This is a genomic window from Streptomyces sp. NPDC048566, from assembly GCF_043199735.1.
In the GTDB taxonomy this organism is placed as follows: domain Bacteria; phylum Actinomycetota; class Actinomycetes; order Streptomycetales; family Streptomycetaceae; genus Streptomyces.
Map to the genome: position 1 here is coordinate 250,282 of NZ_JBICWL010000007.1, position 26,556 is coordinate 276,837.

Sequence of the window (26,556 nt, forward strand, 5' to 3'; positions counted from 1 at the left end):
CGGAGAGAAACCGGCATGAAACCCATCAAAAACCCATTCATCCTGCTCCTCCGGCGCCTGGGCGTCCTCGGCCGCCGGCCCCGCCCCCACCCGCACCGCACCGACGACCCGGGAACATGCGCCCGCGAAGTCCTCGGCCAGCCACCCCGGCCCCTCCGCGACAACGACGACGACACCCCCACCGTCCCCACCCCCCACTGGTGACCCCGCGACCACCGCCTACCCGCCCAGCGAAGGCCCCCGCCCGCACCGCCCCGCGGCGGCGCTCCATCCGGACGAACACCGGTGGTGGGCGCGGGACCACCGCCCCACAGTGAGAGGGAGTCAACGGCCCGACAGCAAGGAGAGCGGCACCATGTCCGAAACCGGCGGGATGAGGCTTGTCATCGGCCTCGCCGACATGGAGAACACCATCCAGGGAACGGTGACGACCACCGACCGCATCCTCAAACTCACCCCACCCCCGTCGTTCGACGCCGAGCACATCAGCCTCGCCACGAACGACCTCCAGGCCATCCTCGCCTCGCTGAAACAGAACCCGAAGGCCCACGTCGACCTGCAGAACGCCCTGCTGAACAAGGACCTCCCCACCGCGCTCGGCCTCACCCGCTCCCTCGGGCTCACCGAGGACGACCTCCGGGCGGCCGGAGGCGGCCTGTGGGGCGTCGTGGTCGTCGTCGCCGTCCTGTGCGCCGTCATGCTCGCCTCCGACAGCGGCACCTCGGGCGGCGAAGCGCCCCCGAGCGACGGCGGCGCCGACGCGGGAACCGGCTGACCCCCCCATCCCGCCCCCTGCGGCGCCGCACCCCACCGTGCACCGCGACCGGCACCCGCAGCCCCCGGCGGCCACCCGGCGCACCCGCACCCCGCCCCCCTCGCGCCGAGGCCCGATGCCTCCGCACCACCCCCACCCCGCGCACAGCCGACCGCACAAGCCCCCAGGGCAGCCAGCAGAACAGGAGCCGAACATGCCGGACGTCGAGGGACTACGGGTGACCGTGCAGGGCGACCTGCCGCGCCCCGTCATGGAACGCATCGCCGCCACCGTCCGCCAGGCCGTCCTCGAAGAGGTCGCGACCCTCGACATCGCACCCCGGCTGCGCGAATGGCCCCTCGCCGAGCCGGAGACCCCCGCCCCCGACGCGGGCGACCCGTTCGGCGGTGAACAGGACTCCTGGGCCGGCGGACTCGGCATCCTCCTCGGCATCGTCCTCAAGCCCGAGTCCCTGGAGTGAGCGACGCCGAACCCGAGGCGACCTGCCCGAGCAGTTCGTGCAGCCCCGGACACCTCCTCCTCGGCATCGTCCGCCCCGACGGAACCCTCGCCGCACTGCGCCCGCCCCCCGCCGTGGACGCCGCCTTCGTCGAACGCGCCACCGCCGCGGGAAGCCGGCCCCCCGAGGCACGCTTCCGCTTCGCCGGCCCCTGCGTCACGGGCGCCTGCCACCACTGGTCCGACCAGCGCTGCCGCCTCGGCGACGCCGTCGCCCGGGCCGCACCGCTCGACGCCGACGACGCCCCACCGCCCCCCTGCGCCATCCGCTCCACCTGCCGCTGGTGGTCCCAGACCGGCCGGGCCGCCTGCCGGGTCTGCCCACGCGTCGTCCACACACCGGCGCCCGCCCCCGCCGGCACCCGCACCCTCGCCGACGGACCGCACCCCACCGCGGACGACTCGCACCCCGCCGCCGACGGGCCCCGCCCGCCCGCGTGAACCACACGGCCGCCGGCCCGATGGTGACCAGAGGGTGCGGCCGGCGCCGACCGGCATACCGCCTCGTTCCCGCTCGGCCCGCCGGCCGCAGCACGACACGACCGCCCCGACCCGCGCCCGGCGACGCCGCCTGCGTCCCACGAGCCGCCTCCCGCGACATCACCCAGCACACCCCGAACCCCCCCCCGCCACCCGGGGCCGAGGGACCCGAAATCCACCCCGACGACGTGACAGAACGTGACGGGTGAGAGGGCCGGGCGGGTGAGCGAGACACCGAGGAACACCCTGCAATACCGCTGTGACGGGCCGGAAGAGGCACCCGTCCTCATCCTGGGACCCTCACTGGGCACCACCTGGCACAGGTTGTAGAGACCGTCCAGGGGCGTCTGCGGCAGTCCAGCGCAGGCAGGAAAATGCAGGTCAGACCGTCTTGGTTCGGGACCGTCTGCCCAGTTGGTGATTGCGGTGTGACACGAGGGTGATACGGCGAGACCCCACGGAGGTCCGTCCTGACGGGATCTCTGCGCGGATCCGTGAGACGGCGAAGCCGCATCGGAGCACTCACCGGGGTGCGACGCGCGTCGCCGACCGGGTTGTCGCGAAGATTGCCTCCCGGGCGGCTCGTGAGGCACTGCGCGGATTCAGGGAGTCCCCCCATCTCGTACCTCCCGACCACGTGATGCCACACGCGACGGTATCGGTTCTCCCCGCGCCTGAACGCGAAACCGCCGTACGGGACGCTGCCGACGCCGGCGTTGCCGGGCGGAGGGCCGTGCTCGGCCAGGCACGGGTGCACATGGCTGTGGAACTGGGCTACCCCTCCGACATCGGCGCGCAGTGCGTCGCGCGGTCGCCCAGGAATTGAGCGCCCTGGCAGGCATGGACGTGCACACAGTCGTGGTCTCGGTCGAACATCTGCATTCGGCGCACACGCGGGGCATGAGGCGGGGCAGGACGAGATGAGCGAACAGGAGCCGGAGTCGGCAACCCAGCCTGTGCCGGCCGTCAACCCCGACAGCCCTTCCGGAATCGGACGCTCGTCCACCGCGGCGGGCACGCCCGGACCGGGCACTGCGGCAGGTGACGACTCCGACCTGCACGTACACCGCTTCTGGTCCACGCGACGCGTGCCCGCGACGATCGTGGCCATGCTCGGGGTAGCGGGCACGGGGCTCTTCCTGCACGACGTGGCCGCCGTACGGGACGGCCGGTCCGCGATGCGCTGGCGGCGAACACTCGCCGACGAACTGGCGACCCGGCCCCTCGATGACCTGTGGCTGATCGCCGGCGCCGCGCTGGCGATAGCCCTTGGCCTGTGGCTGATGATCCTCGCGGTCCCCCCCCGGGTCTGCGCGGACTGCTGCCGATGTGGCCCCCCGCTGAGGCTGCTGACGTACACGCGGGGCTGGACTGCTCCGCTGCCGCGCTCGTGTTGCGCGAACGGGTCATGGAAGTGGCGGGCATTCAGTCCGCCCGGATCAACGTCGGCCGTCGCAAGATCAGGGCAAGGCCACGGTCCCACTTCCGCGAGCTCGACGAGGTCCGGGCCGACCTGGAAGCGGCACTGCAGGACGGCGTACGCCAGCTCGGACTGGCCCGCCCACCCGCCTTGTCCGTGGTTGTCCGCCGCCCGAAGAAGGGGTGAGACCCGACAGGCTCAGGACTGTCAGCCGGGTGCTGTTGGGTTTGATCGGGCTGGGTTCGTTCGCCCTGGGCGGCGCTGTGTTGCTCGGCGGTCTCGACCTTCAGTGCCGCTGGGACTTCCAAGCGCCAGGCTGATGGCCTTTCAGGGGGCCGGCCGACGTGATCCTCGGAGACGAGGGGCGGACCCGGTTTCGGGGCCAGGGGTGGTGGTGGCCGGTCGTCTTCGCGGTCCTCGGCGTGCTGTTGGTCCTCCTGCTGTGGTGGCTGTGGGCTCAACTGCGCAGACACCGCCTCGCTACCGTGCGGTGACGGGACAGAAGCGCGGCTACGGGGCCGGGCACTCGAAGACGCCCTGACCGCTGAGGGGAAGCGATGAAGGGCGTCGCGCGGGCGCACGTACGGCTGACGGGCCGGTCCACGGCCCCTCCTTGTTCGTCTCCCCTCCGACTCGTCCTGGCACCCCTCTGAACCGCTCCGGCACTGATCGACGGTGCCCGGTGGCCCAGCTGCCGCGACCTGACGGCGGAGCTTCCGGCAGTCATCGCGGTCCTCGACCCACTGCGGGGCCGGATCACCCGGGTAACGGTGAATCTCACGTTCTGGCCCGTCATCCCGCGGAAGATGCCCGTTCACGGGCACGTGGTGCGCGTCGGCTGGTTCGAGGCCGAGCAGGACCCGCACAAGTTGCTGCTGCTCCCCTACACCGTCGGCCGCTGGGACCTGCTGGTCATCCCGCCGGACACAAAACCGGCCACCGCGGCCCGGCTCATGGCCACGGCCACCGACCCGTCGCGGACCCTCACGGCGACCGGCCTGATCCATGAGGGCGAGCGCTTCCGGACCGTGGCAGCGGAAGCGGCCGACCGGGACTCGCTCCGGGAGGCGGTCTGGGATGCGGAAGGCGGACATGCCGCACGTACCCCTGCCGCAGAGGTCATCGAGCACGTGCCCACCCCGGTAGTAGGGATGTGACAGGCAGGGAGAACGTCACCACGGTGGGCATGCTGCGGATGCGGCTGCTCACCACGCACAGATATCCGCCCTAGTGGACTCCGTCCGATTGCCGGCGCATCCCCCGAGGTGACCGGCCGACCCTGCGCCTGGAACAAGGGCTTCTGAACCGGCCGTTCGCCTCTCCGCACGCGAGTACGACCGTGTACCGAGCGCAGGATGAGCCGCGTGTCCGGTCCTTCGCGCGCCAGGCCCGTCTTCTGAACCGAGGTGCAGAACGGCATTGCTGACCAGTCCGCTCAGCAGGACCGCCGACTCCGCACTGTCCTCGGACACCGCCCATGCCCTCAAGACGGCCTGCGGCCGACAGCAGGTGCCACGGACGTTCTCCGGGTGGCCGGCGAGCAGCATGCGAGTCTGCCTAGCGTTCCAGGGGCGGGGGCCGTCGGCGGGCTTCCTGCCCGGTGCGGCGTCGGCCGCGACGGCGGATGCCGGTCACGAGTGGGCGAGAAGCCGACTCCGCGTCAGCCCCGTCCAGTCCAGGTTGAGCCCGGCGTTCATGAGGCTGTCTCACATGCCGATGATCAGGCGGCTGACGTCACCGGCCTTTGCCGGTACCGCTGCGGACGTCACGCAGGTACCGCCCTCGTACTCCCAAGCCTCGTCCGGATCGAGTGGCCGGTCGGCCGTGGAGACTGCGTGCCCGGCTCGGTCCGCGGCGATGAGTGCGCTCGCGGTCAGCGGCGGGCCGTCGTAGTCGGATGCGGCCGCCATCAGGCGGGCCGCCGACTGCGCCCCGGTCTCGGGTGGGATGACGAGCAGATCCCAGCGTCCGGTGCCGTAGGAGAGCAGCAGCAGCTTGTGCGGGTCGATCTCCGGCGTGAACCAGCCGACCTTCACGACATGGCCGTTGACGGGCACCTTGCGCGGGATGACCGGCCAGTGCTCGGGGTTGACGGCGATACGGGTGATGCGGCCCCAGACGGGGTCCAGCGCGTCGGTCAGTGCTGGTAGTTCGCGCAGCAGGTCGCGCGAGCGCGGCCACCAGGCGCCGTCCAGGAGTCCACGGGAGGGGCCGTCCGTCTTCAGTACGAGGCGGGCGGGAGGGGCTGCGACGGGTGCGGGCCGCGGCAGGGTCGCTTCGAAGGTCGCGGTCATGATGCGGACCCGTCTCCGGGCCGCCCCTGGGGTTACGGCCCGGGTTTCATCTCTCGCCGAGAACGACCCGGCATGGAAGCCGGTGTGCGAAATGCCCTCGGTGCCTTCACCCTACTCCTTCCGGCAGGCTGCGGTGGCCGTCGCACCGGCAGGAGTGGGCCGACAGAACCAGGGGCCGTCGCAGGTGATCAGACCGGTCTCGCTGTACCATCCGAGCGCGCCAGGGGGCGCCCGCCGATCGCACCCACCCAGGGCGGCCTGACGACTCCGCCGTCCACCTCTGTCGTCGCAGCCGGTCGTCAGCGGGACTCCCCGGGCTGCCAACACGACAGACGGCCAACGGTGTGGCTGGCGTCGGAGTCACGTCGTCGTTCTGGGAGCTGTTCATGATCGACCGACCCGTCATCCCGTCATCCCGTCATCGGGCGTCGGCCGGTGGCTTCGGCGGCCACCGCACCACTTCAGATGTGCCGGAGCGGCTGTCCCGAGCAGGAGTAGGCTGAAAACGTCGAGGGCACGTCGTACGCCGGTGTCCGGACCGGTCTCGTCCTCGTCGCAAGAGAGATGTGGACCGCTCAGGTCCGGGCCAGGTTCCGCCCTATGACATCCGAAGCCCCGCATCGCCCACCGCGTCCCGAAGCGGAGCACGAGCCGAGCGGACAGGGCCGGGTGGAGGTCCGCCTGGCCTCCGCGGACCCCGAAGCGGCCCGAGGCGTCGCGGACGCGCTCCGTATGCTGTTCGCCGGCGATGAACAGCGCAGCTATCCCGGCGCCTCGGGAACGGGGACGCGGCTGCACCTCGCGCTGGACGCCTCGCGTGCCGCCGATCCGCTCACCTCCCGGCTCGACTCGAGCAGATCGGCCGCCGATCGCACCCACCAGGGCGAGACCGCCTGACGGCCCCGCCGCCCACTCTCCACGTCCTCACCAGCCCAAGCCCCTGTAGCTCCCGTAGCCACCGTCCGTGCGACTCGCATCCGCTCTCAGCGATGCCGTTGCGCACCCACGTCGAAGAGGCGCAGCCCAAGACCCCGGCCGCACTGTCGTCACCGAGGTCAAGGACCGCGCATGTCTCTCCATATCCTCCGCTCCCCCTCAGCCAGCCCGCCGTCCCCGGAGTACGACGGGAGGGCAGCCTTCCCGAGCGAGGGAACGGCTGCCGGGCGCACCGGCAGCGAGCGGCTGTCGCTGGCGATCACGGCGTTGATCGTCCTTCTCCCGTTCCTGGCACTCGGTCTGGCCGTCTGGCTGCTGTGGGGGCGCCTGATCCATCCCGCCGATGTCCTGCTCGCCGCGGCGCTCTACATCGTCACGGGCCTCGGCGTCACGGTCGGCTTCCACCGTGGGTTGACCCACGGCAGCTACCGGGCCGTACGGCCGCTGCGCACCGCGCTCGCGGTGGCCGGGTCCATGAGCTTCCAGGGAGACGTGATCGGCTGGGTCGCCATCCATCGCCGCCATCACGCCTTCACCGACCGGCCGGGCGATCCTCACTCTCCGTATCGCTACGGCACTTCTGTATACGGCCAGTTGCGCGGACTGATGGATGCCCACGTCGGCTGGTTGTTCCGCAACGACCCCACGTCCGCCACGCGTTACGCTCCCGATCTGCTGGCCGACCGTGACATCCGGGCCGTGTCCCGGGCCTTCCCGGCTCTGTGTGTGCTCACCCTCGCCCTGCCCTTCGCCGTGGGGTGGCTGATCGGCGGCAGCTGGGTGTCCGCCCTGACCGCCCTGCTGTGGGCGGGACTTGTTCGCATCGCCCTGCTCCACCACGTCACGTGGAGCGTGAACTCCCTCTGCCATGTGATCGGTGAGCGCCCGTTCCGTACCCGTCGCCACGACCGCGCCACCAACCTGTGGCCCCTGGCCCTGGTCTCGTTCGGCGAGAGCTGGCACAACCTGCACCATGCCGACCCCACCTGCGCCCGGCACGGCGTCGACCGCGGCCAGCTCGACCCGTCCGCCGCCGTGATCCGCCTCTTCGAACGCCTCGGCTGGGCCAGAGACGTGCGCTGGCCCACCCCGGAGCGTATCGCCGCCCGCCGCGTGTGAACCCGAGCGACCGCATCCCCTTCAGGAGTTCCCATGACACTCGCCCCACCGCCCCCGCTCTCCGCGTCGTCCGCCGTTCGCCTGCGCCTGGTGTCCCAGCCGGCACAGGGCCACATGGCCCGGCGCATCGACGGCGCCTGGTGGCCCCACTCGCCCGATCTGGCGTCCGAACTGCCCAGGCTGCTGGGCGGCCTGCCGCACGCCTGGGGACAGGTCACCAGCGCCCTCGTGGATGAGGCCGTATGGTCCCCGTTCCCGGGTCGGCTGCTCGTCGCCAACCAGGTCGTACGCCTGCGCCGGACGGCCACCCAGCGCTCCCCGTCCACCGTCTGCCTGCTGGCGCCCGGCCGCGGCCGGTGGGACCTGCGGTTGGTGCCGCCCGCCGCCACGGACGCGGAGGCCGGGCGGCTCATGGAGAGTGTGGCCACCCTTGTGAAGGACAGCGTGGGCTTGGGAGTCGCAGTCCGTTGACGGTGGCCGTCGGACCACCCCGGGTCGGCACTCCGGGTGCGGGCCTGGGGATGTTGTCACCGGACCCGCCTGGGAGGCTCCACGCGCCCGGTCCTGGACCGGCCGTGCTGTCCGACGGGGAGTCCGCTCGGACCGTCGACGGAGTACGCTGGTGTTACCGAGGGTATTTCGTGCACCGGCTTCCATGTCGTTGTCACTTTCGGCAATTTGATTACGCCGGGCCGGTTCCGATCGGCCCGGAGCAGGGTTCGCGTCATGACTGCGACCGTTTCCCCCACGCCGATCCCCGGAAGTACGCCCTGCTCTACGTCACTCCGGATCTCTTGCGCTCCTCCCGCTTCCTCGCCGACGGCCGTGCTCGATCCGCTGTCGGGGCTGTTCACCGGGGGCCTGACGAACCGCGCGAACTGGCCGGCCGTGCCGGGTACGGGGCCCTTCGGTGGGCAGGTGCAGCCGACGCCCGTCTCGGCCCTCTGGCTGATGGCCGCCGGCCGAGGCTGTCTGCGCACCTCGCACGTGCACCGGCTGATGGTGGACGCGGCGCGCCTGCGCACGATGTCGGAGACCGACTCGGCCGTTCAGGCGGCCTGGGACTCCGAAGAAGACCACGAAGTCCGCTATCCGGCTGCACGCCCGCAGATCCCGGCCGTTTCCGCCCCGCCGACGGCGAGGTGAGGGCCATGCGCACTCCAGCGGCCACCGGGGCCACAGTCGGCGGAGCCCGGACCGGCGTACCGCAGAGTGCTCCTGGCTGAGCCGGGCCGACACACCAGAGCCTCAAAAGCAGCCCGAGACCCCGGCCGCACCGCAGACGACAGGCCGGGGTCCTCCCTGTGCCACGTGCTTCCCGGACCGCTCGGGCCCGGGACCGTCATCGACGTAAGGAAAGTGAGAACCATGGGTGTTCTGATCACCGTGCTGGCGCTGTGCGCCGCGGCCGGGCTCGTCCTGCTCGCCCTGAGTGTGCGCAACGTCCAGCAGTACGAGAAGGGCGTGGTGTTCCGCTTCGGACGGCTGCTGCCGGATATACGCGGGCCTGGCCTGCGCGTCATCCGGCCGATCGGGGACCGGATGCGGAAGGTGTCCGTCCAGACCGAGGTCCTCGGCATCCCGCCACAGGGGTCCATCACCGCCGACAACGTGACGCTCACCGTCGACGCGGTCGTCTACTTCAAGGTCATCGATCCCGTCAAGGCCCTGGTGAACGTGCGCAACTATCCCGCAGCCGTCTCCCAGATCGCACAGACGTCGCTCCGCTCGGTCATCGGAAGGGCCGACCTGGACACGCTGCTCTCCGACCGTGACCACATCAACGCGGAACTCAAGAAGGTGATGGACGCCCCGACCGAGGAGCCCTGGGGGCTACGCATCGAACGCGTCGAGATCAAGGACATCGCCCTTCCGGAGTCCATGATGCGCTCCATGTCCAAGCAGGCCGAAGCCGAGCGGGAACGCCGCGCGCGGGTCATCGCGGCCGACGGTGAATTCCAGGCGTCCCAGCGGCTGACCGACGCTGCCGCGACGATGGCCGACACCCCAGGAGCACTTCAACTGCGGCTGCTGCAGACCGTGGTGGACGTCTCCGCCGAGAAGAACAGCACTCTCGTGATGCCGTTCCCCGTGGAGATGCTCCGCTTCTTCGAGCACCAGAGCAGGGAGACCGGCGACGAGTCCGCCGGACGGCGCGTGCACCGGACCGCCAGGCGCCCCGCGCTGTCCACCAGCGCCGTGATCCCCGAGCCCGCCACCCCCGCTCCGGCCCTCACACCGTCGGTCTCCCCGACCGGGGAGCGGGCCGGCAGCCGTGCTGAGCTGGCCCGGGAGCGGCGGGACAACTGGCCGACGCGGCGGGACGCCGAGGAAGCCCTGAGCGGTTGACCGTTCCACGCCGTTCGAGACGACGCGATCGTCTCGAACGGCGTGGTGCCGCTGACGGTCCCGGTGACAGCGTGTCACCGGGACCGCAGCGGTCCGGGGTGGCTGAAGCGGCCGGCCCGCCGTTGGATGCGGTGCCGACGGGTGCGGTGGCGTACCGGCGGATGTGCGGCTCGCGCGTCGGCGCGGGCGTAGAAGACGTGCTTCGCGGCCTCGATCAGCACCAGGTAGAGCACGACCATCAGGGCCAGAGTGAGGAGGAGTCCGAGCGGCAGGGACTGGAAGCCGAGCGACTGCGCGAGCGGGGACATCGGCAGCGCGACGGCGACGGTGACGACCCCGATGGCGCTGAACAGCAGGGGGCGGCTGGGCCGGCTGCGGTAGAACGGCACCCGGCGGGTGCGGATGGCGAAGACGACCAGCGCCTGCGTGGCGAGGGACTCCACGAACCAGCCGGAACGGAACAGATCGGCGCCGGTGTGGAAGATCTGGATCATGATCGCGAAGGTGAGGAAGTCGAAGAGGGAGCTGACGGGCCCGAAGAAGAGCATGAAGCGACGGATGAAGGCGATGTCCCAGTGCGAGGGGGCACGCAGTTGCTCCGGGTCGACGTGGTCGGTGGGGATGGTCAACTGCCCGGCGTCGTAAAGGAGGTTGTTGAGCAGGATCTGCGAGGGCAGCATGGGCAGGAACGGCAGCACCAGGGAGGCTCCGGCCGCGCTGAACATGTTGCCGAAGTTGCTGGAGGTGCCCATCAGGACGTACTTGATGGTGTTGGCGAAGATCCGTCGGCCCTCGGCGACCCCGTCGGCGAGCACGCCGAGGTCCTTCTCCAGGAGGAGGACGTCGGCCGCGTCCTTGGCCACGTCGGTCGCGGTGTCCACGGACAGCCCCACGTCGGCGGCGTGCAGGGCCAGCGCGTCGTTCACGCCGTCGCCCAGGAACCCGATGTCGCGGCCCCGGCGCCGCAGCACCCGTACGACCCTTGCCTTGTCCTGGGGTGAGACGCGGGCGAAGACGGTGGTGGTCTCGGCCGCACGGGTCAGCTGGTCGTCGTCCAGCTGACCGATGTCCTGGCCGGTGAGGGCGCGGCCGGGCGGCAGGCCGAGGTCGGCGCAGACCTTCTGGGCGACGAGCGCGTTGTCGCCGGTACAGATCTTGACGGTGATGCCGAGGTCGGCGAGGCGGCGCAGTGAGGCGGCGGCGCCGGTCTTGGGCGGGTCGAGGAAGACCAGGAAGCCGGCCAGATGCAGGCGGTATTCGTCGGCGGCAGTGAGGGACGTCTGCCCGTCCGTGTCCCGGGTGGCCACGGCGACCACCCGGCTGCCCGCCGCGAAGTGCTCCTGGAGCGCCGCCGCGGCCTCCTCGGGTACGTCACCGCAGCGGGCCAGGACCGCCTCGGGCGCGCCCTTGGCGACGAGCAGGCGGCTGCCGTCCGGACGCTCGACGAGCGCGGAGCCCAGTTGCCGGTCGTGGTCGAAGGGCAGCAGCGCGAGCCGGTGGTGTACAGTCGGGGGTGTGTCCGTGGCCTGCCACAGCGCGACGTCCAGCGCGTTCCCGCCCACTTGGTCCAGGTCGCCCTCAGTGGCCAGCAGGCCCAGCTTCAGCACCGCGTCGGAGGGTGTACCGGCCGGGTCGAGGGCCGCCTCGAAACGGATGCGGCCCTCGGTGAGCGTGCCGGTCTTGTCGGTGACCAGGACGTCCATGTCGCCCAGGTCCTCGATGCACACCAGCCGTTTGACCAGGACCTTGCGCCGCGCCAGCTGCCGTGAGCCGGTGGCCAGGCTCGTGCTCACCACGGCGGGCAGCAACTGCGGGGTGATGCCCACCGCGATGGCCAGCGAGAAGAGCAGAGCGTCGAGCAGCGGCCGCTGGAGCAGGACGTTGATGACGAAGATGACGGTGGTGAGGGCGGCGGCGACCTTGAGGAGCAGCATGGAGAAGCGGCGCAGCCCCGCCTGGAAGTCGGTCTCCGGCTGCCGTTCGCCCAGCCCCAGCGCGATCCGCCCGAACTCGGCGCGGCCTCCGGTGGCGACCACCACTCCGGTCGCGCTGCCCCCGTGCACCACCGTCCCCATCAGTGCGCAGGAGGTCAGCTCGGCCAGGGCCGCCCCCGCGGCGACCGGCTCCGGGTCCTTGTCGGCGGGGGCGGACTCCCCGGTGAGGACGCTCTCGTCGCAGGCGAACGCCGTGCACTCCAGCAGGCGCAGGTCCGCGGGCACCAGTTGCCCCAGCGTCAGACGTACGACATCGCCCGGCACCAGCTCGGTCACATCGACCTCGCCGGCCGCGCCGTCCCGGACCACGACGGCCGTGTGCAGCACCCGCGAGTGCAGCGCCTGAGCCGCCTTCTCCGCCCGGTACTCGTTCACGAATCCCAGTGCCACGCTCAGGACCAGGATCCCCGCGATGATGACCGCGCCGGTCCGCTCGCCGAAGAAGTACGAGACCCCGGCCGTCACCGCCAGCAGGATCAGCAGGGCGCTGCGCAACTGCCGCCCGAGGACCGCCAGGACACGGACGTGGTGGGTGCGTACGGCGTTCGGCCCGACGGCCGCGAGTCGCTCGGCGGCCTCACCCGTCTCGCCCCCCGACAGGCCGTCGGGGCTGCTCGCGAGCGCGGCCAGCACGGCCTTCGCGTCCTCGGCGGCGGCGTCCCCCACCCGCAGCTCCGCCGCACGGGTGGTCACCGGCTCCGTGGTCACTGACTCCAGATCCATTCGGCGACCTCGGGCAGGTCCACCCCGCGGACGCGGATCCAGTCGTGATGGCGGTAGCGGGTGTCGGCCATCCGCTGCCGCAGCGCTGCCGCGCGCACCGCGAGGCCCGGCACCCGGTCGATCACGTCCATGACCAGCCGGTACCGGTCGAGGTCGTTGCGTACGACCATGTCGAACGGGGTCGTGGTCGTGCCCTCCTCCTTGTAGCCGCGCACGTGCAGGTGCGGATGGTTGGCGCGGCGGTAGGCGAGCCGGTGAATGAGCCACGGATAGCCGTGGTAGGCGAAGACGACGGGTTTGTCGGGGGTGAACAGCGCGTCGTACTCGCTGTCGGGCATCCCGTGCGGATGTTCCTCCGCGGGCAGGAGCCGGGCGATGTCGACGACGTTGACCACCCGTACCGCGAGTTCGGGCAGGTGGTGACGGAGCAGCGAGGCCGCGGCGAGTACTTCGAGGGTGGGTACGTCTCCCGCGCAGGCGAGCACCACGTCGGGCTCGCCGGGCTCGGACTCGGTGCTGGCCCAGTCCCAGATGCCGGCGCCGCGGGCGCAGTGTGCGCGGGCGGCGTCGAGGTCGAGCCAGTCGAAGCAGGGCTGCTTGCCCGCAACGACGACGTTGACGTAGTCGCGGCTGCGCAGCACGTGATCCGCCACGCACAGCAGGGTGTTGGCGTCCGGCGGATAGTAGACCCGCACGACCTCCGGCGACTTGTTCAGTACGTGGTCGACGAAACCCGGGTCCTGATGCGAGAAGCCGTTGTTGTCCTGGCGCCACACGTGCGAGGTCAGCAGGTAGTTGAGGGAGGCGATCGGGCGGCGCCAGGGGAGCCGGCGGGCGACGCGCAGCCACTTGATGTGCTGGTTCGCCATGGAGTCGACGATGTGGACGAAAGCCTCGTAACAGGAGAACAGGCCATGCCGACCGGTGAGGAGATAGCCCTCCAGCCAGCCCTGACAGGTGTGTTCGGAGAGGATCTCCACCACCCGGCCGCCGCGCTCCAGATGCTCGTCCGTCGGCAGTACCTGGGCCTCCCACGCCTTGCCGCTCGCCTCGTAGACGGCCTGCAGGCGGTTGGAGGCCGTCTCGTCGGGCCCGACCAGCCGGAAGTCGCGCCGCTCGCCCGTATCGGCCATCACCTGCGCCAGCAGGTCGCCGAGGACGCGGGTCGGCTCGTGCGCCGTCGTGCCGGGCTTGTCGACCGGGACGGCGAACCGCTCCAGGGGCGGCACGGGCAGGTCGTGCAGAAGCAGGCCGCCGTTGGTGTGCGGGCTGGCGCCCAGGCGGTGTGCGCCGTCGGGGACACAGGCGAGGACCTGTTCCCGGGGGCGTCCGTGCTCGTCGAAGAGTTCATCGGGCCGGTACGAGCGGAGCCAACGCTCCAACTGCCGCAGATGGTCCGGGTTCTCGCGTACGGCCGGCAGCGGCACCTGGTGCGCTCGCCAGGTGCCCTCCACCGGGAGGCCGTCGACCTCGGCCGGCCCGGTCCAGCCCTTGGGCGTGCGCAGCACGATCACCGGCCAGCGTGGGCGTTCGGTGATGACGGAACCGGCGCGGGCGGCGTGCTGGAAGGCGGCGACACGGTCCAGGGCCTCGTCCATGGCACGAGCCATCGTCTGGTGGACGGCGTGAGGGTCGTCCCCGGTGACATGGAGGGGCTCGTGGCCGTATCCCCTGAGCAGGGCGTCGAGTTCGGGCTCCGGTATCCGGGCCAGGACCGTCGGGTTGGCGATCTTATAGCCGTTGAGGTGCAGGATCGGCAGGACGGCACCGTCCCGTATCGGGTCGAGGAACTTGTTCGAATGCCAGGAGGCGGCCAGCGGGCCCGTCTCGGCCTCACCGTCGCCGATCACGCAGGCCACCAGGAGCCCCGGATTGTCGAACGCGGCCCCGTAGGCGTGCGAGAGGGAGTAGCCCAGCTCGCCGCCCTCGTGGATCGATCCGGGGGTCTCGGGTGCGACGTGACTGGGGATGCCGCCCGGGAAGGAGAACTGCCGGAAGAGGCGGGTCATGCCGGCCGCATCCCGCGTGATGTCCGGGTACGTCTCGGTGTAGCTGCCCTCCAGCCAGGAGTTCGCCACCACGGCCGGCCCGCCGTGACCGGGCCCCCAGACACAGATCGCGTCCAGGTTCCTCGCGTTGACGACCCTGTTGAGGTGGGTGTGGACCAGGTTCAGGCCCGGTGACGTGCCCCAGTGCCCGAGCAGTCGCGGCTTGACGTGCTCAGGCGCCAACGGCTCGGTCAGCAGAGGGTTGGCCATGAGGTAGATCTGCCCGACGGCCAGGTAGTTCGCCGCCCGCCAATGGGCATCCAGAGCGCTCAGCTCCTCCTCGTCGAGGGGGTTGGGGGTGTCCGGAGTGTCGAGGGAGGTCTCGGTGGTGGGGCCGAGCGGCATGACGAACCCTTCTCGCAGGAGGCTGATCAGGAACTTCCGGAAGTGAGACCGGGGAGGTGCTCGGTTTCGTCGACGAAGGCGCGGGCGACGTCCGCCAGGCGGCGGTTGTGGGCGCGGGCGTAGGCGCGCAGCGTCGTGAAGGCCCGCTCCATGTCCGTGTGGCGGCGTTCGGCGAGCTTTCCCTTGGCCTGTTCGATCAGGACGCGGCTGTTGAGGGCGGTCTGCAGCTGTTCGTTGAGGAGGGTGCTGCGCTCGGTGGTGCGCTGTTGCAGCAGGCTGATGGTGGCGACGTCGGCGAGGGCCTGTGCGAAGGGGGTGGCGGCGGGGCTGATGGGCGCCGGGGTGGTGTGGAAGAGGTTGAGGGCGCCGACGACCTCGTCGCGCAGGCGCATGGGCAGCGCCTGGACGGCGGTGAAGCCGAGGCGCTGCGCCTGGGCGGTGAACAGAGGCCAGCGCGCCGCTTCGTCGCGCAGGTCGGGAACGGAGACGGTGATCCCGGTGTGGAAGCAGTCCAGGCAGGGGCCTTCGTGGTTCTGGAGCTGGAAGAGTTCGAGGAGGCGCACCCGTTCGTCGGAGGTGGCCATGACGCGCAGCACTCCGTCGCGGTCGGCGAGCAGGACGCCCGCCGCACTCGCGTCGAGCAGGTCGACGCAGCGGTCGGTGAGCAGACGCAGGAAGTCCATGAGGTCGAAGTCGGCGACGAGACTGTCCGCCAGCTCGACGAACGTCCGGGCCATCAGCTGTTCCTTCATCGTGCACACCTCTGTTTGTGGGGCGTGAGCATCAGGGCTCCTCGTCGGGCGGTCGCGCATCCGGCGGTTGCGTATCGGAGGGACGCGCATCCGGCGGTCTCACGTCGGACGGTGTGGTCTCCAGGGGGAAGCGGAGCCGGTGGGCGACCACGTCGGCGGCGACCACCGAGATCCGTATCCCCCGGGCGTACGCGTGGGCGCGCAGCCGGATGAACGCTTCCTCGACGCCGACGCCGAGCTGGACCATGAGGACGCCGGTGGCCTGGTCGATCTCGGCCCGGTAACCGCCCAGGTCATCGAAGGGCGCGGGGTCCGGCCGGTCCGTGCCGGCCACGTCGGTGCCGGACGCGCCGGTTTCGGACGGGACACCCGCCTCACCGATCCCGGCGTCGAGCAGAAGCAACGTGGCAGTGTCGGCGAAGGCCATCGCGTCGGCCATCTCGTCCGCGTCCAGCTCGACCGAGGTGCTGGAGTACAGGTCGAGTACGCCGGGACTGATGGCACCGATCTGCAGGGGGAAGGCGAAGACCGCCCTGGCTCCGGCTTCCAGAGCCGCGTCGGCGAACACCATCCAACGCCACTGGAGTTCAGCGGCCAACAAGTCGGTGCAGAGGACCGAGGAGCCGAGGACAAAGGCATCCACGCACGGCCCCTCGCCCAGTGTGAGCTGGAGTTCTTCCAGCTGCTGGCTGACGGAGTCGGTGCTGCACAGCGGATGACTCGCCCGGTCGCGGGACATCGCGGACACCCCGGCCCCGCCGACCGGCAGCGCCGCCACCGCCGCCGTACACACGTCGAGGAGGCCGACCCGGGCGCCGCGCAGGGCCGCCTGCTCGGCCACGAGAACCCGGATCCGCGCCGACCGGCTGCCGGGGATCACGGTGACCACCGGATCAAAGGGGGAACTGGCGCCAAGAACACGGCACCGTCGGCCGGCCCGCGGACGTTTCCGACGTCCTTCCTGCGCCAGGAGCGGAGAGAGGCCACGCTCGGCTCGTCGGCCCGGTCCGCCAAGGCGACACCGAGTGATGCCTGGCGCTCGGAGAGGAGCGGGTCCTGCAACCGTCGGGCCACATCCCGGTGCCGCTCGTGCCGGTGAACCAGGAGCCCGGCGAAGCCGGCGCCGGTGATCCGGCCGACGGCGGGCGGGCGCACTCCGTCGAATCCCGGCCACCCGAAGCCGTCATCGCCTACGACACGGGGGGCTGGGACCGCGTGGGGGAGCCGCCGGTGCCGCCGCCCTGGGGAAGATCCGAACCCGCAGCCCTCCAGGGCTGCGGTCTCCGCGATCACCACGGCGAATCCGGGCTGCTGTACGGCGACGGCGAGACGTCCTGGACGGACTTCCGGGCTCGGCTCGAGAGCATCTTTGTCGAACGCCGCGGCGCGGGACCCCGCGACGGACCCGCGAGATCCCCGCGGGAACAGACGGCCTGCCAGCGGGCTGGACCGGCTCGGGCACATCGCTTCTACGGCGGGCTGCTCGCAACCGCCTCCGCTCCACGGCTGACCGCGGGCTGGAGAGGTGATCATGGCGCCCCCGCCCGCTGGAGGGGACGAGAGCGGCGCGAGCGGCCGCGAGCCCTCCGGCGGATGGACAGCCGCAGAATAAGGCATGACACCTCTGTTCCAGCCGTTCAGGTGTTCTCGGGACCGCTACCGGGCAACGGACGCGAGGCGCCGGGCTTCGTACCTGGCGAGGTGCGACCGAGGTCGGGGCGTACGAACACATGAGTGGGTCACCAGGTCGGAGTTCCGCGCTCCGAGGCTCGGTGCCCGACAGGGATCTCCTCGAAGACGCGACGGGTCCGGACGAGAATCCGCTCCCGTGGCATCGTGGTCAGCAGGCCGTGCGTCCACCGGGGTCCTGGGCGTCCGCACACCAGCATAGTCCCCGGCCCTTCGCCGCGGTGGGTCCGAACAGGCCGGAATCTGGCAACCGGGCGGCTGCGGAAAGGCATCGGAGAAATCCGGGGCGAGCCGAATGTGAGTGAGCAGGTAGACCAGCAGCGGGAAGTCGACGAGCAGGGCGATGGCCGGGCCCGCGAAGAACAGCAGTGCCCCGTCCCGCCCCACCCGCGATCCTGACCTTGTCGGCGGTCCAGCAGACCGCACTGATCGCGAACACGGATCTGCCCATCGCGACCAGCCCGACCACGCCGAGGCCGACCAGCACACCGGCATCCTTGAGCTTGAGCTGGGTCGGGTTTCCCGGTCCTCCTCCTTCTGCCACACCGCACACACCCCCGCAGTGCGCCGACCTGCCGATCACGAGCAGCAGCGCGCCCGCGATGAGTCCGACGCGTCCGGCATGCGCGACGAGGCCATTCACGTTCAGCAGGTCGGAAAAGCCCGGTGCCTGGGCCCCAGGCGCCTTCCCACACCGTGCACTGCGCCACGATTGGCAGGACGAGGGCATCAGGCTCGATCAGGTCGCCGTGGAGTTCGCCCCCGACAGCACATCGGAGACCGGACTCGGCGGGGGCTACGACGTACCGTCGTTCGAGTTCGCCGCCAGGTTCGGCCTGCGCCAACTACCCGGCACCGTGGATCTCGTGTGCTTGGACGGCCGACGCGCCTCCGCAGTCTTCCGCGCAGACAAGCCCTGGCGCGGCCACCTGCTCTACATGCGCCGCGATCTCGTTGAGAGTTTCGCCGGTGATCGCCGCATCATGCAGGTGGCCTGGGGCGAGCGCGAGGTGGCCGTCGACTGGCATTCTCCTCCTTCATGGGTACGCGCGGCGCAGCGCAGCCACGCGAACGTGTGGCGTCATATTCGGATACTCACGGCAGTTCAGTGCAGTACCGAGAATTAAGGGGTCGTAGGCGGCCAGGGCCCGACTTCTAGTGCCGGTAAGACGGGTCACAGGCTGTCCTCATTGCCGGTCACGAGTGGGCGGAGACGCATCTCGGCGTCAGCCTGCTCCGGCCAGGTTGGGCGCAGGTTCGGACGAAACCATCCGGCTGCGGTCGGGTCATGCCATAGCGCTGAGATCGATGGGACGGTTGTGCAGTGCCGTCCCGAACGGGGGTCTGACTCTTGAGATCTTTGACCGAAGTGTCCAGTCACGGACTTGTCGACTGTCGTTACGGGATGGTTTCTGCTGTCACCGAGCCACGAGGCGTGTCCCTATAGGGGCCTTGCCGAGTTTCAGGCGCCGTCACGGTTCAGACGGCCCGAGCGGGCCGGTGCCATCCACTCAGCATGTCACCACGCGGGAGGCGAACCACCTTGACGACCATACAGCGCAGCACTTCCTCCAGTACGGATCCTCCCGTGCGGAGAGAGGTCGTACTGGGCGTGGACACGCACGGTGAGGTGCACGTCGCCGCCGTGGTGTCCCCGCTGGGGAAGATCTTGGGCACCGAGTCCTTTCCGGCGACGGCGGCCGGCTACCGACAGTTGCTCGTGTGGGCCCGCAAGCGGGGTATGGTGCGCCGGGCCGGTGTGGAGGGCACCGGCACCTTCGGCGCGGGCCTGTCCCGCTACCTGCTGGCTCAGCAGGTCGAGGTGTATGAGGTGAACCGGCCCGACCGCTCGGCCCGCCGGCTGCTGGGGAAGTCGGACCCGCTCGATGCGCAGGCCGCCGCGCGGGCCGTGCTCAGCGGTCGTGCCCGGGCCCGGGCCAAGCCCGGCGACGGTCCGGTGCACAGCGCCCGGATGTACAAGCTCGCCAAGGACTCCGCGGTCAAGGCCCGTACCCAGGCGATCAACCAGCTCAAAGCCGTCCTGGTCATCGCCGATCCCGCACTGCGGGAACGACTGTCCAGCCTGGGCAACCGCCAGCTGTTCCGCACCTGCGCACGCCTCGGGCCAGGCGACGGCGAGGACGGCGAGAACGCGGGGGCCCAGGCCACCCACATGACCCTGAGAATGCTCGCCGAGCGCATCGAACAGCTCACCGGGCAGATCGATGAGCTGAACCAACGCCTGACCCAGCTCGTCGAACACCACGCCCCACAGCTACTCGCACCAGTGGGCATCGGCCCGGACAGCGCAGTCACCCTGCTGATCACCATGGGAGACAACCCCGAGCGGCTGAACACCGAAGCATCCTTTGCTGCCCTTTGCTGCCCTTTGCGGAGTCAGCCCAGTCGAGTATTCGTCGGGCCGTCGGAGCACGCACCGGCTCAACTACGGCGGCGACCGCCGTGCGAACGCGGCCCTGCACCGCATCGTGTTCACCCGCCTGCGCCACGAGCCGCGCACCCAGGCGTACTACGAACGCCGCACCCAGGAGGGCAAGACCCGACGCGAGATCATCCGATGCCTCAAGCGATATGCGGCCCACGAGGTCTTCAACCTGGTCAGGACGGTATCCAGCGTCCCCCTGTTATAGGGGTGTCCGTGAGACGTGAGAGGGTCTGGGGCGTGAGTGAGACACCACCGAACACCCTGCAATACCGCTTCGACGGGCCAGAAGACGCTCCGGTCCTGATCCTGGGTCCCTCACTGGGTACCACATGGCACATGTGGGACCGGCAGGTCCCCGAACTCGCCAAGACCTTCCGCGTCTTCCGCTTCGACCTCCCCGGACACGGCGGCGCCGTCGCCCACCCCGCCGGCTCGGTCGCCGAACTCGCCGGACGGCTCCTCGCCACCCTCGACCAGCTCGGCATCCACCGCTTCGGCTACGCGGGCTGCGCCCTCGGCGGCGCCCTCGGCATCGAACTCGCCCTCCGCCGGCCCGAACGCGTCGCCTCCCTCGCCCTCATCGCGTCCTCACCCCGCTACGGCACCGCCGACGAGTTCCGCCAGCGCGGCGTGATCGTCCGCTCCAACGGACTCGACCCCATCGCCCGCACCTCACCCGAACGCTGGTTCACCACCGGCTTCGCCGCCACCCAGCCCGCCATCACCGAGTGGGCCGTGCAGATGGTCCGCACCACCGACCCCGGCTGCTACATCGCCGCCTGCGAGGCCCTCGCCGCCTTCGACGTACGCGCCGAACTCCGCCACATCGGCGTGCCCACCCTCGTCCTCGTCGGCTCCGACGACCAGATCACCGGACCGGCCGAGGCCCGCACCCTCGTCGCCGGCACACCGGACGCCCGCCTCGCCGTCGTCCCCGGCGCCTCCCACCTCGTCCCCGTCGAGCAACCCGCCGCCGTCACCGACCTCCTCGTACGCCACTTCTCCACCGCCTGGCAGCCCGCGCCCTACGAGTCCGGCACCGGCCTGACGGCCATCGCCTCCGCACCCGCCCACGCCGCCCCGGCACCTCAGCCCGTCGCCCCCCACGCCGAGATCGGCCCCGCCCCCGCCCCGCCGGAGACCGCCGCACGGCCCGATCCCCTCGACGCCGGGATCAAGGTCCGCCGCGAGGTCCTCGGCGACGCCCACGTGGACCGCGCGCTGGCCTCGGCGGACGCCTTCTCCGGAGACTTCCAGGAGTTCATCACCCGCTACGCCTGGGGCGAGATCTGGAACCGGCCCGGACTCGACCGCCGCACCCGCTCCTGCGTCACCCTCACCGCCCTCGTGGCCGGCGGGCACCACGACGAACTCGCCTTCCACACCCGCGCCGCCCTGCGCAACGGCCTCACCCCCGCCGAGATCGGGGAGGTCCTCCTCCAGACGGCCGTCTACTGCGGCGTACCGGCCGCGAACACCGCCTTCAAGATCGCCCAGCAGGTCATCCGCGAGGAGACCACCCCCGAGGAGTGACACACCCCGCCGACCGGCCGGACACCCCGCCGAACCCCGGGCGGCCGTCCCCGCCACCCGGCCGGGAGGCAGGATGGAACCCATGAGACTCACGAAGAAGTCGCACGCCTGCGTCCGTCTCGAAAAGGACGGACGCACGCTCGTCATCGACCCCGGCGGTTTCAGCGAGGAGGACGCCGCCCTCGGCGCGGACGCCATCCTCGTCACCCACGAGCACCCCGACCACTTCGCCGAGGACCGCCTGCGGGCCGCCATGGAGGCCGACCCGCAGACCCGGATCTGGACGCTGCGCTCGGTGGCCGACAAGATCTCCGCCGCCTTCCCCGGCCGCGTGCACACCGTCGGCCACGGCGACACCTTCACCGCGGCCGGATTCGACGTGCAGGTGCACGGCGAACTCCACGCGGTCATCCACCCGGACATCCCCCGCATCACCAACGTCGGCTACCTGATCGACGGAGGCCGGGTCTTCCACCCCGGCGACGCCCTCACCGTCCCCGGCAGCCCCGTCGAGACGCTGATGCTCCCGGTCATGGCCCCGTGGAACAAGATCTCCGAGGTCATCGACTACGTCCGCGAGGTCAAGCCGCAGCGCGCCTACGACATCCACGACGCGCTGCTCACCGACCTCGCCCGGCCGATCTACGACACCCAGATCGGCTCCCTCGGCGGCGCCGAGCACCTGCGCCTCACCCCGGGGACGTCCGCGCAGGTCTGACCCCCGCCGCCGGGCACCGCCAGGGCGTCGCGAAAGTCCCGTCCTCCGCCCGGAGGGCGAGCCGCCCGGCAGAAGGGGACTCTCGCAACACGCCCCACCCCCGCAACACGCCCCGCCCCCGCGGGGCGGCTCCCGCCGCCCCGCGGGGGCGGCGGCGCCGTCCGCGGACCCGTTGTCACACCCGCCGGGTAGGTTGTGGGGCATGCGCATCGCCACCTGGAACGTGAACTCGGTCACCGCCCGCCTGCCGCGGCTGCTGGCCTGGCTGGAGAGCACCGGCACGGACGTGCTGTGCCTCCAGGAAGCCAAGATCGCCGCCGAGCAGTTCCCCACGGAGCAACTGCGCGAGCTCGGCTACGAGGCGGCGGTGCACGCCACCGGCCGGTGGAACGGCGTGGCGGTGCTCTCCCGCGTCGGCCTCGACGACGTCGTCAGAGGACTGCCCGGCGACCCCGGGTACGAGGGCGTCGAGGAGCCCCGCGCCGTCTCGGCGACCTGCGGCCCGGTCCGCGTCTGGTCGGTGTACGTGCCGAACGGCCGCGAGGTCGACCACCCGCACTACGCCTACAAGCTCCAGTGGCTTGAGGCCCTGCGGACGGCGGTCGCGGGCGACGCCGCCGGCGGCCGGCCGTTCGCGGTGATGGGCGACTACAACGTGGCACCCACCGACGACGACGTCTTCGACACGGCCGCCTTCGAAGGACTCACCCACGTCACCCCCGCCGAGCGCGACGCCCTCGCCGCCCTCCGCGAGACCGGCCTGACCGACGTCGTCCCCCGCCCCCTGAAGTACGACCGGCCCTTCACCTACTGGGACTACCGCCAGCTCGGCTTCCCCAAGAACCGCGGCATGCGCATCGACCTCGTCTACGGCAACGCCCCCTTCTCCGCGGCGGTCAAGGACGCCTACGTCGACCGTGACGAGCGCAAGGGCAAGGGCGCCTCCGACCACGCCCCGGTCGTCGTGGACCTCGACGTCTGACAGTACCCGGCCGCACCCCCGGCCCGGGCTCCGGCCGCCGCACACAGCACCTCCGCGGCCCGACGAGCGCCACCCCGGCCGGAGGGGCCCGCCACACGTCCGGCGGACCCTGGTGTCTCCCCACCCGGCGGACCCGGGCCGTCCGGACTCGGCGGATCTCGGCCGCTCCCGACGGCCCGCCCGGTCCAACCCGCGTGCCGACCACATGTGTTGACGGCACGCCACGTCGCGCGAAACGCCCGTGAACCGTTGTCCGCAGCGCCGGCGCCGCCGCGGTGCGATGCGTCCGATTCCGTCATCAACCGACGCAAGATAGGCTCGCGAGGGCACCGGGAACGCTGAGCCGACGGCGATCGCACCCCACGGAGAGGCCGGTCATGAACATCCCCTTCCTCGACAAATGGCGCAGGCGCCGTCCGGAGCACCGGGACCAGGCGCTCGCCGCCGCCTTCGAGGACGACCCCGAAGGTGTCGCCGAACTGCTCTCGGAGTGCGAACTGCTCCGTTCCCAGGCGGCGGCCGCCGGACTCGAACTGGACGACAGCCCGGCCTCGTTGGCGGCGCTCGACCAGCTCCTGCCGCGGTGGCGCGACGACCCCGAGGCGCTGCCCTGGCTGGGCAACGACGCCGGCCTGTACCTGGGCACCGTCGTGGTCAGGACGGTGCCCGGAGCGGCCTGGCACGTCTGGCCCGGCGGCAGCCCCGCGGTCCGGCTCGCCTCGGGCCGGGAGATCGCCGTCGTGGACGCGGGGCTCGACTGGGCCGTCCACGGCGTCCCCGAACTGTCCCAGACCTACGCCGAGGCATCCGAGGGGTAGCCACCCGCCCAGCCCGCCGGCCCCGCCCGCACCTCCACCGCACCTCGCGCCGCCGAGGCTTCCGCCGTGCCCGTGCCGCCGCGACGCCCGTGCCGCCGCGACGCCCGTGCCGCCCCGGCTCCGCCGTGGCTCCGCCCGGGCTCGCGGCGTCGCGGTTCGGCCCCGCCTGTCCCGCCGGTGCGTCGCCCGGGCCCGCCGGTCGTCCCGAGTGCCGGTCGTCCCGCGCCCGGATGCCCTGCCCCGGGTCCGCCGGGCGCGGCATCCGGGGGACCGCGCGGAGTGTCGTGACGAGCCCGTAATGCAGCCTCAAATACGGTTAATTGCTCTGCGTGCGTGTCGCCCCTTAAGTGAAGTTTCGCGTGGATAGTTTGCGGTGACCGACACAACAGAGTGTGGGCAGGAGCGCCATGTCCGTCGATCCGTTGATCGAACTGCACGACGTCAACACGCACTTCGGGGAGTTGCATGGTCCGCAGGACGTCAGACTCGCCGTCGGCACGGGGGAGGCGCGCGCCGACGCCGGCCGGTCCCGGCCGCGCGGGGGAAGGCGGACCGCACGGTGAGCCACCCACCACCGCACCCGCCCGCCACCGCGCCCCCGCCGGGCCGCCCCGGTGCCCCGGCCGTCGTCTCCCGCACCGCGCGGGCCGCGAACCACGCTCCGGGAAACCGCTCGCGTCGAACCTCGACTACGATGTGGCGTTCATCCCCGCGGTGACGGCGACCTCGCCGCACCGCACCGGGATGTACGCGCCGCTCACCCGGGCGAACCGGTTCGAGCGGCGCAGTCCCGAGACCGAGGCCGTGGACGTGGCACCGGCCGAACCAGGGACGCTGCTGCCGGGTGGGGTACCCCCCACCGCCCCGCCACCGTAGGGGAGCAGCAGCTCACAGGGCCAGGCCCGGCCGGCGGCAGCCGGAGATCACTGCTCGCGCAGGGGCACCGACACATACGACGGGTCGTGCTCCGGCGAGGAGAAGGTCAGCTGCGCGCCGGACGGGTTGTGCTCGATGTAGAGCGGGTCCACCGTGTCGACGACCAGGGCCAGTCGGTGGCCCGCCGGGACGTCGTAGGCCGTGGAGAACAACTCCAGGTCCACACCGAACGGCTTGCCGGGCGTCCGCCCGTGGAAGGTGTACGGCGCGTTGGTGACCAGCCTGCCGAGGCCGAGCGGCCCCACGTCGTACAGATAGGCGACGAGGGTGCCGCTCTCCTTGGTCGCGGTGACCGTCGTGTGCACCCGCGCGGTGCCGCGCACCTGCTGCCCGCCGCGGTACCGCTCCGACTGCCACACCGCGGCCCAGCGGCGGGGCAGCAGGGGGATCGCGGCCATCGGCGGGGTCCGGGTGAACTGGTCGAGGACGCCGGAGAGCAGGACCACGCCGCCGTCGGCCCCGGAGTCGACGTTCGTGTGGATCGTCCTGGTGCCCCCGAGGGCGATCTTCCGGCTGGTCGCGCCGACCGACTTCCAGTCCGGATAGCCTTCGTAGGCGCCGGTGGAACGGGACTTGAGCCGCACCGGCCGCTCGCGTTCCACGCCGTTGTCAGCGCCCCTCAGGTAGTGGTCGAACCAGCGTCCGGTGTCCGTCCACACGTCGTTGGGCAGACCGAACAGGCCGGTCAGTTCGGCGGTCGCGTGGTCCCCGGGCCGCATCTCCAGTCTTTTGGGGCCGGTGAGTTGCTCGTAGAACCTGCCGTACTGGTTGGGCGGGAAGATCGTGTCGCCCCACGCGTTGGCGAGGAACACGGCGGTGCCGTTGGCGTTGATGCGGTCGACGTAGGTCCGCGGGGAGCGCTTCCTGCCCCAGTCGATCAGGCTCTGCTCCTTGGCGAGGTCGGAGGAGAAGAAGTCCTTGAAGACCTGCCGGGCTTCGGGGCCGGGGCGACCGGTGAGATAGCCGGCGCCGTCGAGTAGGGCGGCGGCCTGGACGTGCTGGGTGCGCTCGGAGTAGATCGAGTCGATCAGGTCGGCCCAGCCGCTGAGCGCGGCCACCGCCTTGACCCGCGGGTCGTGCGCGGCGGCGAGCAGGCTGATGCCGGCGCCGTAGGAGACGCCCGCCATGCCCACCTCCCGCGGATCGGCGGGGGTGTTGGCGAGCGCCCAGTCGATCACCCGGGAGGCGTCGGCGGTGTCGGACGGGCCCGCCACCTCTATCGTTCCGCCCGACTGCCAGAACCCGCGGACGTTGTAGGAGACCACCACGTAGCCGGTGTCGGCGAGCTTCCGGGCCTGCGCGAGGTACTCGACCTGCGGCAGCCCCCAACTCGTCGGCAGCACGATCAGCGGATAGGCCCGGCTGCCGTCGGCTCCCGCGGGGGTGACGACGTTGGCCTTCAGGACGGTTCCTCCGTCCCCGGCGATGTCGACGAACCGGAGGCCGCCCGTGCCGCCCGCGGCCCGGGCGGCGGGGGCCGTCCCGAGGCAGGCGGCGGCGACCAGCGCCGCCGTGGCGGCACCGACGGCGGACGTGCGCAGGGCGTTGCGACCGTGTCCCACGGGTCACTCCTCACTGGTCGGCGCAAAGTGACCCGACGGTAACCGCGACGGCTTACCAGGGGTAACCCGTCGGTAAGTTACGTGCCAGTAACGATTGTTGAAGACTTGGCCGCCTCGCACCCCGGCCCGACTCGGGCGT

Annotated in this window: 24 protein-coding genes and 4 pseudogenes; 22 read left to right on the top strand and 6 right to left on the bottom strand. The window is 71.3% G+C overall.

Annotation, left to right across the window (positions count from 1 at the left end; all coding sequences use genetic code 11):
- Positions 1 to 15 precede the first annotated feature (15 nt).
- The 8 genes and pseudogenes from ACGFS9_RS14940 (at position 16) to ACGFS9_RS14975 (ending at position 4,330) form a co-directional block, all read left to right on the top strand.
- Positions 16 to 204: a hypothetical protein gene (locus ACGFS9_RS14940; RefSeq protein ID WP_393253371.1), complete on the top strand. Its 189-nt coding sequence runs from the start codon at positions 16 to 18 to the stop codon at positions 202 to 204.
- A gap of 151 nt (positions 205 to 355) precedes the next feature.
- Positions 356 to 775: a hypothetical protein gene (locus tag ACGFS9_RS14945; protein WP_393253372.1), complete on the top strand. Its 420-nt coding sequence runs from the start codon at positions 356 to 358 to the stop codon at positions 773 to 775.
- Between the two features lie 193 nt (positions 776 to 968).
- A complete protein-coding gene (locus tag ACGFS9_RS14950) occupies positions 969 to 1,235 on the top strand; it encodes a hypothetical protein (RefSeq protein WP_393253374.1) in 267 nt (88 codons plus the stop codon).
- On the top strand, positions 1,232 to 1,714 hold the full coding sequence (locus ACGFS9_RS14955; RefSeq protein ID WP_393253376.1) for a hypothetical protein: 483 nt from the start codon (positions 1,232 to 1,234) through the stop codon (positions 1,712 to 1,714). Before ACGFS9_RS14950 ends, ACGFS9_RS14955 begins: the two co-directional genes overlap by 4 nt.
- Positions 1,715 to 1,975: 261 nt before the next feature.
- Positions 1,976 to 2,074, top strand: a pseudogene (locus ACGFS9_RS14960) (3-oxoadipate enol-lactone hydrolase); the annotation flags it as partial.
- Positions 2,075 to 2,673: 599 nt separating this feature from the next.
- Positions 2,674 to 3,359 (top strand): annotated as a pseudogene (locus ACGFS9_RS14965) (DUF6286 domain-containing protein).
- A 158-nt stretch (positions 3,360 to 3,517) separates the two neighbouring features.
- Entirely contained in the window at positions 3,518 to 3,667 is a 150-nt protein-coding gene (locus ACGFS9_RS14970; protein WP_393253377.1) for a hypothetical protein, read from the top strand.
- Positions 3,668 to 3,838: 171 nt separating this feature from the next.
- The gene (locus ACGFS9_RS14975; RefSeq protein ID WP_393253483.1) at positions 3,839 to 4,330 is read left to right on the top strand and encodes a DUF5994 family protein; all 492 of its coding nucleotides are present in this window, start codon (positions 3,839 to 3,841) and stop codon (positions 4,328 to 4,330) included.
- 549 nt (positions 4,331 to 4,879) lie between these two features.
- On the opposite strand, the gene ACGFS9_RS14980 is transcribed toward ACGFS9_RS14975, so the two are convergent.
- Complete coding sequence (locus tag ACGFS9_RS14980; RefSeq protein ID WP_234438888.1) at positions 4,880 to 5,467, bottom strand: DUF5994 family protein; 588 nt, start codon at positions 5,465 to 5,467, stop codon at positions 4,880 to 4,882.
- A gap of 600 nt (positions 5,468 to 6,067) precedes the next feature.
- Between ACGFS9_RS14980 and ACGFS9_RS14985 the strand changes: the two genes are divergently transcribed.
- From ACGFS9_RS14985 to ACGFS9_RS15005, 5 genes are all read left to right on the top strand, one after another.
- Entirely contained in the window at positions 6,068 to 6,364 is a 297-nt protein-coding gene (locus tag ACGFS9_RS14985) for a hypothetical protein (RefSeq protein ID WP_393253378.1), read from the top strand.
- 171 nt (positions 6,365 to 6,535) lie between these two features.
- Positions 6,536 to 7,522: an acyl-CoA desaturase gene (locus ACGFS9_RS14990; RefSeq protein ID WP_393253379.1), complete on the top strand. Its 987-nt coding sequence runs from the start codon at positions 6,536 to 6,538 to the stop codon at positions 7,520 to 7,522.
- 33 nt (positions 7,523 to 7,555) lie between these two features.
- Positions 7,556 to 7,993: a DUF5994 family protein gene (locus ACGFS9_RS14995; protein ID WP_393253381.1), complete on the top strand. Its 438-nt coding sequence runs from the start codon at positions 7,556 to 7,558 to the stop codon at positions 7,991 to 7,993.
- Positions 7,994 to 8,347: 354 nt separating this feature from the next.
- On the top strand, positions 8,348 to 8,668 hold the full coding sequence (locus tag ACGFS9_RS15000; protein ID WP_393253383.1) for a hypothetical protein: 321 nt from the start codon (positions 8,348 to 8,350) through the stop codon (positions 8,666 to 8,668).
- Positions 8,669 to 8,890: 222 nt separating this feature from the next.
- The gene (locus tag ACGFS9_RS15005) at positions 8,891 to 9,871 is read left to right on the top strand and encodes a slipin family protein (RefSeq protein WP_393253385.1); all 981 of its coding nucleotides are present in this window, start codon (positions 8,891 to 8,893) and stop codon (positions 9,869 to 9,871) included.
- A 74-nt stretch (positions 9,872 to 9,945) separates the two neighbouring features.
- Here ACGFS9_RS15005 and mgtA read toward each other — a convergent pair whose 3' ends face one another.
- Genes mgtA through ACGFS9_RS15025 form a run of 4 tightly spaced genes read right to left on the bottom strand, consistent with a single transcriptional unit; the run spans position 9,946 to position 16,613 of the window.
- Positions 9,946 to 12,588 (bottom strand): magnesium-translocating P-type ATPase, encoded by a 2,643-nt coding sequence (gene mgtA / locus ACGFS9_RS15010; RefSeq protein WP_393253386.1) that lies wholly within the window; start codon positions 12,586 to 12,588, stop codon positions 9,946 to 9,948.
- On the bottom strand, positions 12,570 to 14,981 hold the full coding sequence (locus ACGFS9_RS15015) for a phosphoketolase (protein ID WP_393253388.1): 2,412 nt from the start codon (positions 14,979 to 14,981) through the stop codon (positions 12,570 to 12,572). The genes mgtA and ACGFS9_RS15015 overlap by 19 nt, the downstream gene beginning before the upstream one ends.
- A 26-nt stretch (positions 14,982 to 15,007) precedes the next feature.
- The gene (locus ACGFS9_RS15020; protein WP_393253389.1) at positions 15,008 to 15,733 is read right to left on the bottom strand and encodes a GAF and ANTAR domain-containing protein; all 726 of its coding nucleotides are present in this window, start codon (positions 15,731 to 15,733) and stop codon (positions 15,008 to 15,010) included.
- Positions 15,734 to 15,764: 31 nt separating this feature from the next.
- Positions 15,765 to 16,613, bottom strand: coding sequence for a GAF and ANTAR domain-containing protein (locus tag ACGFS9_RS15025; RefSeq protein WP_393253391.1), 849 nt, complete (start codon positions 16,611 to 16,613; stop codon positions 15,765 to 15,767).
- Positions 16,614 to 18,171: 1,558 nt separating this feature from the next.
- On the opposite strand from ACGFS9_RS15025, the gene ACGFS9_RS15030 reads away from it, so the two are divergent.
- The 9 genes and pseudogenes from ACGFS9_RS15030 to ACGFS9_RS15070 all read left to right on the top strand — a co-directional run.
- Complete coding sequence (locus ACGFS9_RS15030; protein ID WP_393253393.1) at positions 18,172 to 18,549, top strand: hypothetical protein; 378 nt, start codon at positions 18,172 to 18,174, stop codon at positions 18,547 to 18,549.
- A 389-nt stretch (positions 18,550 to 18,938) separates the two neighbouring features.
- Positions 18,939 to 19,412: pseudogene (locus tag ACGFS9_RS15035) on the top strand (transposase); the annotation flags it as partial.
- A 379-nt stretch (positions 19,413 to 19,791) separates the two neighbouring features.
- Positions 19,792 to 20,073, top strand: a complete 282-nt coding sequence (locus ACGFS9_RS15040) for a transposase (protein WP_393253485.1) — start codon at positions 19,792 to 19,794, stop codon at positions 20,071 to 20,073.
- A 32-nt stretch (positions 20,074 to 20,105) separates the two neighbouring features.
- Complete coding sequence (gene pcaC, locus ACGFS9_RS15045) at positions 20,106 to 21,401, top strand: 4-carboxymuconolactone decarboxylase (protein WP_393253486.1); 1,296 nt, start codon at positions 20,106 to 20,108, stop codon at positions 21,399 to 21,401.
- Between the two features lie 82 nt (positions 21,402 to 21,483).
- Complete coding sequence (locus ACGFS9_RS15050) at positions 21,484 to 22,119, top strand: MBL fold metallo-hydrolase (RefSeq protein WP_393253395.1); 636 nt, start codon at positions 21,484 to 21,486, stop codon at positions 22,117 to 22,119.
- Positions 22,120 to 22,321: 202 nt separating this feature from the next.
- Positions 22,322 to 23,101, top strand: a complete 780-nt coding sequence (locus ACGFS9_RS15055) for an exodeoxyribonuclease III (protein ID WP_393253396.1) — start codon at positions 22,322 to 22,324, stop codon at positions 23,099 to 23,101.
- A 377-nt stretch (positions 23,102 to 23,478) separates the two neighbouring features.
- On the top strand, positions 23,479 to 23,919 hold the full coding sequence (locus ACGFS9_RS15060; RefSeq protein ID WP_393253397.1) for a DUF6278 family protein: 441 nt from the start codon (positions 23,479 to 23,481) through the stop codon (positions 23,917 to 23,919).
- Between the two features lie 407 nt (positions 23,920 to 24,326).
- Positions 24,327 to 24,482 carry a hypothetical protein gene (locus ACGFS9_RS15065; protein WP_393253495.1) on the top strand — a complete coding sequence of 52 codons (156 nt, stop codon included), beginning with the start codon at positions 24,327 to 24,329 and terminating at the stop codon, positions 24,480 to 24,482.
- 97 nt (positions 24,483 to 24,579) lie between these two features.
- Positions 24,580 to 24,795, top strand: a pseudogene (locus ACGFS9_RS15070) (amino acid ABC transporter permease); the annotation flags it as partial.
- 47 nt (positions 24,796 to 24,842) lie between these two features.
- Here the strand turns inward: ACGFS9_RS15070 and ACGFS9_RS15075 are convergent.
- The gene (locus ACGFS9_RS15075; RefSeq protein WP_393253399.1) at positions 24,843 to 26,417 is read right to left on the bottom strand and encodes a CocE/NonD family hydrolase; all 1,575 of its coding nucleotides are present in this window, start codon (positions 26,415 to 26,417) and stop codon (positions 24,843 to 24,845) included.
- Between the last annotated feature and the right edge of the window lie 139 nt (positions 26,418 to 26,556).

Bases quoted from the DNA above. Each gene is read 5' to 3' on its own strand.
- ACGFS9_RS14940 (WP_393253371.1), top strand. From the start codon at position 16: ATGAAACCCATCAAAAACCCATTCATCCTGCTCCTCCGGCGCCTGGGC.
- ACGFS9_RS14945 (WP_393253372.1), top strand. From the start codon at position 356: ATGTCCGAAACCGGCGGGATGAGGCTTGTCATCGGCCTCGCCGACATG.
- ACGFS9_RS14950 (WP_393253374.1), top strand. From the start codon at position 969: ATGCCGGACGTCGAGGGACTACGGGTGACCGTGCAGGGCGACCTGCCG.
- ACGFS9_RS14980 (WP_234438888.1), bottom strand. From the start codon at position 5,467: ATGACCGCGACCTTCGAAGCGACCCTGCCGCGGCCCGCACCCGTCGCA.
- ACGFS9_RS14985 (WP_393253378.1), top strand. From the start codon at position 6,068: ATGACATCCGAAGCCCCGCATCGCCCACCGCGTCCCGAAGCGGAGCAC.
- ACGFS9_RS14990 (WP_393253379.1), top strand. From the start codon at position 6,536: ATGTCTCTCCATATCCTCCGCTCCCCCTCAGCCAGCCCGCCGTCCCCG.
- ACGFS9_RS14995 (WP_393253381.1), top strand. From the start codon at position 7,556: ATGACACTCGCCCCACCGCCCCCGCTCTCCGCGTCGTCCGCCGTTCGC.
- ACGFS9_RS15005 (WP_393253385.1), top strand. From the start codon at position 8,891: ATGGGTGTTCTGATCACCGTGCTGGCGCTGTGCGCCGCGGCCGGGCTC.
- mgtA (WP_393253386.1), bottom strand. From the start codon at position 12,588: ATGGATCTGGAGTCAGTGACCACGGAGCCGGTGACCACCCGTGCGGCG.
- ACGFS9_RS15015 (WP_393253388.1), bottom strand. From the start codon at position 14,981: ATGCCGCTCGGCCCCACCACCGAGACCTCCCTCGACACTCCGGACACC.
- ACGFS9_RS15020 (WP_393253389.1), bottom strand. From the start codon at position 15,733: ATGAAGGAACAGCTGATGGCCCGGACGTTCGTCGAGCTGGCGGACAGT.
- ACGFS9_RS15050 (WP_393253395.1), top strand. From the start codon at position 21,484: ATGAGACTCACGAAGAAGTCGCACGCCTGCGTCCGTCTCGAAAAGGAC.
- ACGFS9_RS15055 (WP_393253396.1), top strand. From the start codon at position 22,322: ATGCGCATCGCCACCTGGAACGTGAACTCGGTCACCGCCCGCCTGCCG.
- ACGFS9_RS15060 (WP_393253397.1), top strand. From the start codon at position 23,479: ATGAACATCCCCTTCCTCGACAAATGGCGCAGGCGCCGTCCGGAGCAC.
- ACGFS9_RS15065 (WP_393253495.1), top strand. From the start codon at position 24,327: ATGTCCGTCGATCCGTTGATCGAACTGCACGACGTCAACACGCACTTC.